Here is a 12,199-nt window from a genome sequence, read left to right as displayed (position 1 = left end):
CACCCGCCTCCGGGGGCTCCGCACGGTGACGCCGCCGGCCGGCCGAGGCCTCTGGACCGTGGTGCCCCGCTCTTCAGGGTCAGCCGGTGAGCTGCGCTTCGAGGCGGTAACCGTCCACCGTGACGTACACCTGGTCGCCCGGCCGGGCGTTCAGGCGCATCAGCACCGGCTGGAGCGAGTCGAAGACCGGCTGGTGGCCCTGCCACACCAGGACGATGGCGTTGTCCCCCGGCCCCGTCACCGACAGGAGCGTGCCGGGGCGCATCCCGAGCTGCGCCGCGTACCCCTCCGGGACCGGCACAGGGCCGCCGCGCAGGTGCTCGGGCGTCACCTCGATGCGCTGCCAGCGGCGCGGTTCGGACGACGGGCCCGGGATGGGCGGCGGCGGGGTGGACGGCGCGCCCGCGAGGCTGGGCAGCATGGGGGAGCGCCCGCCCGACAGGGCCGAGAGCGTGGCCAGCGCCGCCGACGGGTCGATGGAGCCGGCGCCGGCCGCGGGGATCGGCTGGCCGCCGCGGTGGTGGTGTCCGTTGGCCCCGGGCGTGCGCCGGGGGAGCGGCTGCGCGGGCGAGGGGGCGGCCGCCGCGTCGTGCGCCGAGGTCTCCGGGGGCAGCGCTTCGAGCCACGCCTTGGCCGAGTGCGCCCGGATGCCGAGCTCGCCGAGGAGCTCCACCACGTCGGCGTCGGCCGGCTGCGAGGCGAGCAACTGCCGGGTACGCGCCTGGAGCCGCTGGATGTCGCCCACGACCAGCCACCCGTCCTGGAGACGGCGGTCGGGCATGAGCGTGACGAGCACCCGCCACAGCGGCGTGCGCAGCGACGGCACGATCACCGGGTGCGCCGGGTCGGCGCCGATGAGCTGCTCCTGCGTGGCGGCGGCGCCGAGCCACTCGGTCAACCGGAACATGTGGCCCGTCACGGGCGCCGACTCCGAGGAGCGCAGCCAGTGCAGGACGCGCTCCTCCGCGGTGCGCTGCGCGTGGGAGAGCGCCTCCCGGTCGACGAGCATCTTGTGGGCGAGCGTACGGAGGCTGACGGGGTCCTCGGCGAACAGCCGGTGGACCGCCACGGCGAGCTCCAGCTTGTCCAGCCCGCGGAACAGGCTGTCCACCACCCGGACCATCGCGTGGTCCATGTCGGACGGCACGGGCGACGGCGCCGGGGAGGCCGGGGCTCCGGTGTAGTCGCCCATGAGGGGCGAGGAGACGGGGACCGCCGGGCGCTGGCCGTTGGTCTGCGGGCCCGGCTGTCCCGGCTGTCCGGGCTGTCCCGGCTGGGCGGAGCCTGGGGCCTGGCCGTCCTGGGCGGGGACGCCCGGACGGGGGAGGGGACCGGTGGGGGTCGCGCCGGGCCGGACGGGCAAGGCGCCCGTGTCCTGCCGGCCGGCGGTGCCGGGCCGGGCGAAGGCGCCGGTGTCGTTGGCGGCACCCGGCCGGCCGGGGAACGCGCCCGTGTCCGGCGAACCGGCGGTGCCCGGGCGGGGGAACGACCCGGTGTCGGAGCCCGGCTGCCCGGGGAAGGCGCCCGTGTCGCGCTGCGAGGTGCCCCCGCCCTGGCGCGGCTCGGAGCCGGCGGCGGGGAAGCCGCCGGTCTGGTGGGTTTCGGGGCCGGCGGCGGGGAAGCCGCCGGTCTGGTGGGTTTCGGGGCCGGCGGAGGGGAAGCTGCCCGTCTGGTGGGCTTCGTGGCCCGCGGCGGGGAACGAGCCGGTCTGGTGCGGCCGGGGGCCCTGGCCGGCGGCCGGGAAGGGGCCCGACTGCTGCGGCGCGACGCCCGGCTGGGGGGCCGCGTCCTGGCCCGCGGCGGGGAAGCCGCCCGTCTGGTGCGGCGCCCCCTCGCCCTGCGCGGGGAAGCCGCCGCTCTGCTGGGCGGCGGCCTGCGCCTGGGCCGGGAACCCGCCGCTCTGCTGGGCGGCCTGCGGCTGCGCCGGGAAGCCGCCGCTCTGCGACTCGGGCTGCGCGGGGAAGGCCCCGCTCTGCGGCTGCACCGGGAACGAGCCCGTCTGGTGGGCGGCGGGCTGGGCGGGGAACGGACCGGAAGACACGGCCGCGCCCTCACCGGAAGCGCCGGCGGGGCGCGGGACGAACGGGCGGGTGACCTCGGGATGACCGGCCCGTACGGCGGCGGTCGCGCCGGTCTGCGTCAGCTCGTGTTGGATGCGGCCGAGCACCTCGCGCAGCACGGAGTCGATGACCACCTCCGGCGTCGCGGAGGGCGTGGCCAGGTCGGCGGGGGAGAGCCGGCGCAGCCGCTGCCAGCCGCCGAGGCCGGCCACGGCCGTACGGGTGGCGTCGGACCAGCCGGGCAGCGCCGGGTCCACCCGGTGCACCGAGAGCGCCGGAAGGAGGTCGGACAGCGGAAGGTGATCCCAGCGGGCCGCGGCCAGGCGGGCGACCCGTTCACAGATCCAGTCGAGTCCGGCTGTCGCGAGCGCCCGCGACAGCGACACGGAGGACCACCACGCGGCCGGCAGACGCGGGTCGCCCAGCGCCTCCGCGACCTGCTGGGGCCTGCTCCAGCGCAGGGCGGGGACCAGGTCGCTCAGGCAGATCGATGACTCGACTTCCATCGGCGGACCTTAACCTCCCCAGAGTGAACAGCGTTGCCAGGCGATACGCATGTGGCTCATGGTGCAGCCTACGCGGCAAGCTATCAATCGGCGTGAATAGGGTAAAGACGGTGCACTTCCAAACCGTACCGTGGCCGACCGCCCACCAGGGCCACACATTCCGCACCCGCCTGGCATCCCGCCCGCAGAGCTGCCGCTTCGCCCTCGCCGTTGAGACGGGCTGTGAGATATCCGGCAGCGAAGGCGTCGCCCGCGCCGGTCGTGTCGAGGGCGTGGACGCGCACGCCCTCCGCCGCCGCCACGATACGGCCCCCGCTCGCTGAGAGCGCCCCCTGGGATCCCAGCTTGACCACCGCCGTGCCGTACCGCTCGCTGAGGAGTTCGGCGGCGCGTTCCGGATCGCCGACGCCGGTCAGCACGAGGGCCTCGTCGCGGTTGGGGATGATCAGGCCGGCGGGCGCCGACTCGTCCAGGAACCGCTCGACCCCGAACTCGCGCAAGGGCCCGGTAGACGCGGGATCGACGCTGATCGCGATGCCCGCGGCGGTGGCCCGTTCCATCGCCAGCCGGGCCAGGGCCAGGCCCGGCCCGGTGAAGAACGTGTAGCCCGACAGGTGCAGCAGCGCGACGCCGTCGAGGAAGGCGTCGTCCCAGTCGGCGGGGGAGATTTGGCCGCCGGCGCCCCGGTTGGTGAGCATGGACCGTTCGCCGGTGGCGTCCACCATGGCGATCACCACGGCCGTCGGGTGGGTGGGGTCCACCTGGGCGTGCGGGCGCACCCCCGCCCTGACCAGCTCGGCGGTGTGCCACTCGCTGCTGTCGTAGCCGAGCCGGGTCAGCAGGCGGGTGTCGGCGCCGAGATGGGCGGCCCAGCTCGCGGTGTTCGCGCCGGACCCGCCGGGCCGCAGCGCGATGTCGGCGGCGGTGTCGGTGCCTGGTGCGACCGGGGCGCTGTGCAGGGCCACGACGTCCGTCACCACGTCGCCGACCACCAGCAACCCGCCGCCACCCACCACGCCGGCCGCCGAAGCCGCCCGCTCCGGCACCTCACCGTGCGCGCCGGCCGCGTCCGGGGATGCCTCCTCGGGTGCCTCACCCTGCGCGCCCCCCGGGTTGGGGGGTGTCTCCTCGGGCGTCTCATGCTGCGCGCCCGCCGGGTCGGGGGACGCCTTCTCGGGTGCCTCATCCTGCGCGCCCGCCGCGGTCGGGGATGCCCCCTGGGGGGACCCACCCTGCGCGTCCCCCATGTCGGGGGATGTCTCCTCGGGCGTCTCGTCCTGCGCGCCCGACGCGTTCGGGGACGCCCCCTCGGGCGACCCACCCCGTGCGTGCGCCGCGTCAGGTGTGTCCGGGCCCGCGACGGAGGGGAGCGGCGCGCTGGGGGAGGGTTCCGGTGTGTCCGGGCCCGCGACGGAGGAGAGCGGCGCGCCGGGGGTGGCCGGTTCCGGGGTGGCGGGGGGCGCCGGGGGTGGGGCGGGCGGCTGGGCCGCGTCGGTCACGGCCGGGACCAGGCGAGCGCGATGCGGGCCGCGAGCGCGGTGTTGCCGCGGACGGCGGCCAGGTTGGCCTCCAGGGAGGCGCCGCCCGTGCCGCGCACCAGGTAGCCGAGCAGGAACGGCGTGATCGCCTGACCGGTGACGCCGTCGCGGTCCGCGGCCTCCAGGGCCTCGGCGAGCACCTGGTCGTGCAGCGCGGGGTCGAGCTGCTGGTCCACCGGCACCGGGTTGGCGACGATGAGCGCGCTCTCCGGGCCGCCGAAGGCGTCCTGGGCGCGCATCACGTCGGCGACCTCCTCGGGCGTCTCCACCCGCCACTCGACGGGCAGGCCGGAGGAGTGCAGGTAGAAGCCCGGGAACAGGTCGGTCCGGTAGCCGGCCACGCTGACGCCGCGGGTCTCCAGGCGCTGGAGCGTCGCGGGCACGTCGAGGATGGACTTGACGCCGGCGCACACCACCGTGATGCGGGTGCCGGCGAGGGTGCCGAGGTCGGCCGACTCGTCCTGGTCCTCGGTCCAGCCGCGGTGGACCCCGCCGAGACCGCCGGTGGCGAACACCCGGATGCCCGCCCGCGCCGCCAGGAACGAGGTCGCCGAGACGGTCGTCGCCCCGCTGGCCTTCAGCGCCGCGGCCATCGGCAGGTCGCGCTGGCCCAGCTTGCGCAGCCCCGGCTCGGACGCGACGCGCTCCAGCTCGGCGTCGGTCAGCCCGGCGCGGGCGACGCCGTCGAGCACGGCGATGGTGGCCGGCACGGCGCCCGCCTCGCGGACGATCCCCTCCAGTTCCCGGGCGACCTCGAGGTTGCGCGGCTGCGGCAGGCCGTGGGAGATGATCGTGGACTCCAGGGCCACGACGGGCGCACCGGTGGACAGGGCCTCGGCGACCTCGTCGGACGGCTGGAGAAGGGGGTCGGCGGCGGTGCGCATGTGGCTGTGGTGCTCCTTCGGACGGTCCGCCCACGGGCAGGGCGAAACGTGGACTTTAGTGCATTTGAGGGGTTTGCGGCTAATTGGGGCGCGCGTCCCCTGGGGGCCGCCCCGCCCCAGCTTACGGCTCCGCGACGGCGCCTCACGGGGCTGCCACGGGGAGGGGCGCGGGGGGAGGGGCGCGGCCGGGGGCGAGGTCGTAAGGTGCCCGTATGGCGAAATATGACGTTGTAGTGGCTGGCGGTGGGCACAACGGCCTGGTGGCCGCGGCCTACCTCGCCCGCGCCGGGCGGCGGGTGCTCGTCCTCGAACGCCTCGGCCACGCCGGCGGGCTCGCCATCTCCGCCCGCGCCTTCCCCGGCGTGGACGTACGGCTGTCGCGCTACTCCTACCTCGTCAGCCTGCTCCCCACGAAGATCGTCCAGGACCTGGGCCTCGACCTGGAGCTGCGCCGCCGCCGCTACGCCTCGTACACCCCCAAGGACGGCACCGGGCTGCTCGTCGACAACGAGGACGAGGCCCGCACGGCGGAGTCGTTCCGGAACGTCACCGGCGGCGACGCCGACCACAAGGCGTGGCGCGACTTCTACGCCATGGTCGCCCGCACGGCGCGCGCCCTGGCCCCCACCCTCCTCCGGCCCCTGCCCACCCGCGCCGACGTGGAGCGGCTGGTCGGGCCGGAGGCGTGGCGCGACCTGTTCGCCCGGCCCGTCGGCCAGGCGGTGGACGAGCGCTTCGGCGACGACACCGTACGCGGCGTCGTGCTGACCGACGCCCTGATCGGCACCTTCGCCGACCCGGCGGCGGACCTGGCGGCCAACCGCTGCTTCCTGTACCACGTCATCGGCGACGGCACCGGCGAGTGGAACGTCCCGGTCGGCGGCATGGGCGCCGTCTCGGGCGCGATCGAGGCGGTGGCCAGGCGGGCCGGCGCCGAGATCAGGACCGGCGCCGAGATCGTCGGCATCGCGCCGTCCGGGGAGGTCACCTTCCGCGACGTCGACGGCGACGGCGACGGCGACGGCGAGCACACGGTGACCGGCGGCCACGTGCTGGTCAACCTGCCGCCCGCCGTCCTGGACCGGGTGCTCGGCCGTCCGGCCGACGTGCCCGAGGGGGCGCAGCTCAAGGTCAACATGGTGCTGTCGCGGCTGCCCCGGCTCCGCGACGCCTCCGTCGACCCCCGGGCCGCGTTCAGCGGGACGTTCCACATCAACGAGGGCCGCGACCAGCTCGCGGCGGCCCACGCGCAGGCGTCGCGCGGCGAGATCCCGCACGTGCCGCCCGCCGAGGTGTACTGCCACTCGCTCACCGACCCCTCCATTCTCGGGCCGGAGCTGCGGGGACGGGCCGAGACGATGACGCTGTTCGGCCTGCACATGCCGGCGCGGCTGTTCCGCGCCGACCCGGAGGGGGCGCGGGAGGCGGCGCTGCGGGCCACGTTCGCCTCGCTCGACGGCGTGCTGGCCGAGCCGATCGAGGACTGCCTGCTGCGCGCCCCGGACGGCACGCCCTGCGTCGAGGTCAGGACGCCGGTGGACCTGGAGAACGAGGCCGGGCTCCCGGGCGGCCACATCTTCCACCGCGACCTGAGCTGGCCCTACACCGAGGAAGGGGGCGGTTGGGGGGTGGAGACCGAGCACGAGCGGATCCTGCTGTGCGGCGCGGGCGCCCGCAGAGGCGGCGGCGTGAGCGGCATCCCCGGCCACAACGCCGCGATGGCCCTGCTCACCCCCTGATGCTCACGGGCTGATCGTTCTCATCCAACCCGGCCGGTGCCGTTCATAGGGTTCTCATGATGTGCCCTTAGTTTGTGAGCATGAGTGAGCCCGCACGGTTGCTGGTGGTGGACGACGAGCCCGCGTTGCGCGAGGCGCTGCAGTCGAGCCTGGAGTTCGAGGGCTACAAGGTGGGCACCGCCAACGACGGCCAGGCCGCGCTGGACGCGCTGGTCCGCGAGCCGTACGACGCCGTGCTGCTCGACGTGATGATGCCGCGCCTCGACGGGCTGACCGCGTGCCGCCGGCTGCGCGCGGCCGGCAACCACGTGCCCGTGCTCATGCTGACGGCGCGCGACGCCGTGGGCGACCGGGTGTCCGGCCTCGACGCGGGCGCCGACGACTACCTGGTCAAGCCGTTCGAGCTGGACGAGCTGCTGGCCCGCGTCCGCGCGCTGCTGCGGCGCGGCGCCCTGCACGCGAGCACGCCGGAGAACACTCTCGCCTACGGCGACCTGCGCATGGACCCGGCGACCAGGGAGGTCACCCGCGGCGACCGGCCCCTCGACCTGACCCGGACCGAGTACCTGCTCATGGAGCTGTTCCTCACCCATCCCCGCCAGGTGCTGACCCGCGAGCAGATCCTCGGCGAGGTGTGGGGCTTCGACTTCGAGCCGACCTCCAACTCCCTCGACGTGTACATCATGTACCTGCGGCGCAAGACCGAGGCCGGCGGCGAGCCGCGCGTGATCCACACCGTGCGCGGGGTGGGCTATGTCCTGCGGGCGGCGACATGAGACGGTCCGGCAGCCTGCGCTCGCGGCTGACGCTGCTGGTCACGGTCGCGGTGGCGCTGGCCATCGCGCTGGCCTCGGCGCTGTCGTGGGTCGTGGCCAAGCAGCAGATGCTCGGCACGCTGGACCAGGCGATCCTGGAGCCCGAGAAGCCCGGGGACCAGAAATGGCTGCAGGAGCACTGCCGCCCCGAGGGCACCGAAGGACACTTCGCCGAGACCGTGACGCTCCTGCTCGCCGACCACACCACCTGCTCCGTGGGCTCGCCCGTCAAGGCCACCGAGGAGGACCTGGCCCGGGTCGCCCGCCCCGGCGAGCCGGTCTTCCGGAACGGCCAGACCATGGACGGGCACAGCGTGCGCGTGGTGACCACGAACTTCGCGCCCGGCGTCGCCGTCCTGGAGTCGCGGCCGCTGGACCACCTGAACAGCTCCCTGCGGCGGATGGCGCTCGGCCTGGCCGGCCTCACGGCGCTCGGCGCGCTGGCGGCCGCCTGGACCGGCCTGGCGATCTCCAGGACCGCCCTGGCCCCCGTGGGCCGCCTCACCAAGGCCGTCGAGCACATCGCGCAGACCGAGGACCTCAGCACCCGCATCCCCGTCCAGGGCACCGACGAGATCGCCCGGCTGGGCACGTCGTTCAACGCCATGACCGCGGCCCTGGCCGGGTCGCGGGAGCGGCAGCGCCAGCTCGTCGCCGACGCCGGCCACGAGCTGCGCACGCCGCTGACCACCCTGCGTACCAACATCGACCTGCTGCTGCGCAGCGAGGAGACCGGCCGCAGCATCGAGCCCGGCGCGAAGAAACGGCTGCTCGTCAACGTCAAGGCGCAGTTCGCCGAGCTGTCCACGCTGGTCGGCGACCTGCTCCAGCTCGCCCGCGGCGACACCGACCACGAGCCGCACACCGAGCTGGGGCTGCACGACGTCGTGCGGGCCGCCGTCGAGCGGGCGCGGCTGCGCGGCGCCGAGGTCACCACCGACCTCGGCGAGTGGTACGTCGTCGGCGGCGCCGCCTCCTTGGAACGTGCCGTGCTGAACCTCATCGACAACGCCGCCAAGTTCGGCCCCGGCCAGGTGGACGTGGTGCTGCGCGACGGCACGCTGACCGTGCGCGACCACGGGCCGGGCATCGCGGAGGAGGAGCTGCCGCACGTCTTCGACCGGTTCTGGCGCTCGCCGTCGGCCCGCGCCATGCCCGGCTCCGGGCTGGGGCTCGCGATCGTGGCGCAGGCCGTCGCCGAGGCGGGCGGACGGGTGCGCCTTGACAACGCCCCGGGCGGGGGAGTCATCGCCACTGTCGAGATTCCTGGGAAATCTCACTCATCGCTCAGATAGCCACAAGTCTGTTCAAAGAAGGATGTTCTGCACTAGTAGCATGCAGACATCAGTCAAGACGCGCCTCGTCGAGGTGGTCGTCCCCGTCCACAACGAGCAGCGGGCGCTGCGCGAGAGCATCGTCCGGCTGCACGGCTACCTGACCCGCACCTTCCCCTACGGCTTCCGCATCACGATCGCCGACAACGCCAGCACCGACGGGACCTGGCACGAGGCCCGGCTGCTGGCCGCCGAGCTGTCCCACGTGCGGGCCGTCCACCTCGACGCCAAGGGCCGCGGCCGGGCGCTGCGGCAGGTGTGGTCGGCCAGTGAGGCCGACGTCGTCAGCTACATGGACGTCGACCTGTCCACCGACCTCGACGCGTTCCTGCCCCTGGTGGCGCCGCTGCTGTCGGGTCACAGCGACCTCGCGATCGGCACCCGGCTCTCGCGCGGCGCGAACGTGGTGCGCGGTCCCAAGCGCGAGTTCATCTCCCGCGCGTACAACCTGCTGCTGCGCTCGGTGATGGGGGCGCGCTTCTCCGACGCCCAGTGCGGCTTCAAGGCCGTGCGCACCGAGGTGGCGCAGGCGCTGCTGCCCGCCGTCGAGGACGAGCAGTGGTTCTTCGACACCGAGCTGCTGCTGCTGGCCGAGCGGCACGGGCTGCGCATCCACGAGGTGCCCGTCGACTGGGTGGACGACCCCGACAGCCGCGTCGACGTCCTGCGGACCGCCCTCGACGACCTGCGCGGCATGGCCCGGGTCGCCCGCAGGACGCTGTCCGGCGCCGCCCGCATCCCCGTCCCCGCCCGCGTGCGCCAGGCCGAGCTGCCCCGCGGCATGGCCCGCCAGCTTCCCCGCTTCGCCGTCGTGGGCGTGTTCAGCACGCTCGCCTACCTGCTGCTGTTCTCCGGCCTGCGCCAGGCCGTCCCCGCCCTCACCGCCAACGCCGTCGCCCTGCTCGTCACCGCCGTGGCCAACACCGCCGCCAACCGCCGCTTCACCTTCGGCGTCACCGGGTCGTCCGGGGCGCTGCGCCAGCAGTTCGAGGGGCTCATCGCGTTCCTCGTCGGGCTCGCCCTGACCACCGGGGGCCTCGCCCTGCTGCCCGACGGCGTCTCGCACGGCGTCGAGCTGGTCGCCGTCGTGGTGGCCAACGCGCTGGCCACGCTCGTGCGGTTCCTGCTGCTGCGCGTGTGGGTCTTCAACCCCCGGAGGAACGCCCGATGACGACCGCCGTGAGCCTGGCCGCCCGCCGCCGCGCGTCCCGGCGCGCCGCCGCCCCCGCACCGCGCTGGTCGCGGCCCGCCCTGTGGGCCGTGCTCGCCGCCGCGTTCGTCCTGTACGCCTGGGCGCTCAGCGGCTACGCCAACGAGTACTACGCCGCCGCCGTCCTGTCCGGCACCAAGAGCTGGAAGGCGTTCTTCTTCGGCGCCATCGACGCGGGCTCGTACATCACCGTGGACAAGCCGCCGTTCGCGCTCTGGGTGATGGGGCTGTCGGCCCGGGTGTTCGGGTTCGGGACGTGGAGCATGCTGCTGCCGCAGGCCGTCGCGGGTGTGGCCGCCGTCGCCCTGGTGCACAGCGGTGTGCTGCGCGCCTACGGCGACGCCCGGCAGGGGCACGTGGCGGCGCTGCTCGCGGCCGTCGTCATGACCCTCACGCCCATCACCGTGGCCATCAACCGGGACAACAACCCCGACACCGTCCTCGTGCTGCTGCTCGTGCTGGCCGCGTGGTTCTGCCTGGAGTCGCTGCGGACCGGGCGGCTGCGGTCGCTGCTGCTGTGCGCGCTGTTCGTGGGGCTGGCCTTCAACACCAAGATGCTCCAGGCGTACCTGGTGGTGCCGGCGTTCGCGCTCGCGTACCTGGTGTGCGCCCGAGGGGCCGTGGCGCGGCGGATCGGGCACCTGCTGGCGGCCGGCGCCGTGATGGCGGTCTCCAGCGCCTGGTGGATGGTGATCGTGGACCTGTGGCCGGCCGCGTCCCGCCCGTACGTCGGCGGCTCGACCGACAACTCCGTCTGGGACCTCGTCATCGGCTACAACGGCCTGGGCCGGATCTTCGGCCAGGGCGGCCCCGGCGGCGGCGGATTCGGGGGCGGAGGCGGCGCGTCGTTCGGCGGCGAGTCGGGCGCGGGAAGGCTGTTCAACGCCATCATGGCGGGGCAGATCTCCTGGCTGCTGCCGTTCTGCGCCCTCGCCCTGGCGTTCGCGGCCCTGACCCGCTGGATCGACCGGCGCGCCGGCGCGGAGGGGGCGGCCGGCGCCCAGGACGACACGACGGTGACGCGCCTCGCGGCCCGCGACCAGGGCGAGACGCCCGCGGCCCCGCCCGCGGCCGGTGCCCGGGAGGGTGCGAGCGGCGCCGCGTGGCTGGTCTGGGGTGGCTGGCTGGCCGTCCACTACGTCGTGTTCAGCTTCTCCAGCGGCACCTTCCACCCGTACTACACCACCGCCATGGCCCCGGCCGTGGCCGCGATCACCGGCATGGGCGGCGTGCTCATGTGGCGCGCCTTCCGCCGGACGCGCGCCTGGGCGTGGGTGCTGCCCGTGGCGGTCGCGGTCACGGGCGGCTGGTCGTTCGCCGTGCTGCGCCGCACCCCCGACTTCGTGCCGTGGCTGGCCTGGGCCGTGCTCGCCGCCACCGTCCTCGCCGTCGCCGGGCTGGCGCTGGCCCGGCTGGTCCTCGCCGGCCGCGGTCGCCTGGCCGCCCGGGTCGCCGTGGGCGCGCTGGCCGCCACGCTGGTCGCCGGGCTGGCCGGGCCCGCAGCGTACGCGCTGTCGCCCCTCGGCTCGCAGGTGAACGGCACCAACCCGACCGCCGGCCCGTCGGCGGGCGGCATGGGCTTCGGCCCCATGGGCGGGACGCGCCCCGGCGGCCTGCCGCCCGGCCAGTACGGCGCCTTCCGCGGCGGCCGGCCGCCCGAGGGCATGCAGCCCCCGCAGGACGGCCTCCCGCAGGACGGCCAGAACGGTCAGGAGGCGCTGGACGACGGCCGCGGCGGCCGGATGACGGGCGGCCCGGGAGGCGGCGTCAGCGCCTCCATGGTCACGTACCTGCTGGCCCACCAGGGCCGGGCCGAGTGGCTGGTCGCCGTCGACAGCGCCCAGCAGGCGTCCTCGATCATCCTGTCCACCGGCGAGCCGGTGATCGCCATGGGCGGCTTCACCGGCAGCGACCCGGCCATGACCGTCGACCGCCTCAAGGAGCTGGTCTCCTCAGGCCGGCTGCGGTACGTGCTCAGCGGCGGCGACCGCGGCGGCCCCGGCCGGGGCGACAGCGAGGTCTCCACCTGGGTGCGGCAGAACTGTGCCGCGGTGGACGGCCAGGACGGCCTCTACGACTGCTCCGCCGCGCTCTCCTGACGGATAGGCTGGCC

General features: G+C 75.1%; 8 protein-coding genes. 5 read left to right on the top strand and 3 right to left on the bottom strand.

What is annotated here, in order from left to right:
• Positions 1-79: 79 nt before the first annotated feature.
• From HT134_RS28340 to HT134_RS28330, 3 genes are all read right to left on the bottom strand, one after another.
• A complete protein-coding gene (locus tag HT134_RS28340; protein ID WP_175603530.1) occupies positions 80-2,566 on the bottom strand; it encodes a hypothetical protein in 2,487 nt (828 codons plus the stop codon).
• Positions 2,567-2,649: 83 nt separating this feature from the next.
• Positions 2,650-3,813 carry a carbohydrate kinase family protein gene (locus HT134_RS28335; RefSeq protein WP_281387698.1) on the bottom strand — a complete coding sequence of 388 codons (1,164 nt, stop codon included), beginning with the start codon at positions 3,811-3,813 and terminating at the stop codon, positions 2,650-2,652.
• 248 nt (positions 3,814-4,061) lie between these two features.
• Positions 4,062-4,988, bottom strand: coding sequence for a pseudouridine-5'-phosphate glycosidase (locus tag HT134_RS28330; RefSeq protein WP_175603529.1), 927 nt, complete (start codon positions 4,986-4,988; stop codon positions 4,062-4,064).
• Positions 4,989-5,200: 212 nt separating this feature from the next.
• Between HT134_RS28330 and HT134_RS28325 the strand changes: the two genes are divergently transcribed.
• From HT134_RS28325 to HT134_RS28305, 5 genes are all read left to right on the top strand, one after another.
• Positions 5,201-6,727: a phytoene desaturase family protein gene (locus HT134_RS28325; RefSeq protein WP_175603528.1), complete on the top strand. Its 1,527-nt coding sequence runs from the start codon at positions 5,201-5,203 to the stop codon at positions 6,725-6,727.
• An 80-nt stretch (positions 6,728-6,807) separates the two neighbouring features.
• The gene (locus tag HT134_RS28320; protein ID WP_175603527.1) at positions 6,808-7,503 is read left to right on the top strand and encodes a response regulator transcription factor; all 696 of its coding nucleotides are present in this window, start codon (positions 6,808-6,810) and stop codon (positions 7,501-7,503) included.
• Positions 7,500-8,837, top strand: coding sequence for a HAMP domain-containing sensor histidine kinase (locus HT134_RS28315; RefSeq protein ID WP_175603526.1), 1,338 nt, complete (start codon positions 7,500-7,502; stop codon positions 8,835-8,837). The genes HT134_RS28320 and HT134_RS28315 overlap by 4 nt, the downstream gene beginning before the upstream one ends.
• 40 nt (positions 8,838-8,877) lie before the next feature.
• A complete protein-coding gene (locus tag HT134_RS28310) occupies positions 8,878-10,047 on the top strand; it encodes a bifunctional glycosyltransferase family 2/GtrA family protein (protein WP_246365684.1) in 1,170 nt (389 codons plus the stop codon).
• Positions 10,044-12,185: a glycosyltransferase family 39 protein gene (locus tag HT134_RS28305; protein ID WP_175603524.1), complete on the top strand. Its 2,142-nt coding sequence runs from the start codon at positions 10,044-10,046 to the stop codon at positions 12,183-12,185. Before HT134_RS28310 ends, HT134_RS28305 begins: the two co-directional genes overlap by 4 nt.
• Positions 12,186-12,199 lie beyond the last annotated feature (14 nt).

Source organism: Nonomuraea rhodomycinica, from assembly GCF_013363995.1.
In the GTDB taxonomy this organism is placed as follows: Bacteria; Actinomycetota; Actinomycetes; order Streptosporangiales; family Streptosporangiaceae; genus Nonomuraea; species Nonomuraea rhodomycinica.
This window is presented reverse-complemented; position numbering and strand designations above follow the sequence as displayed.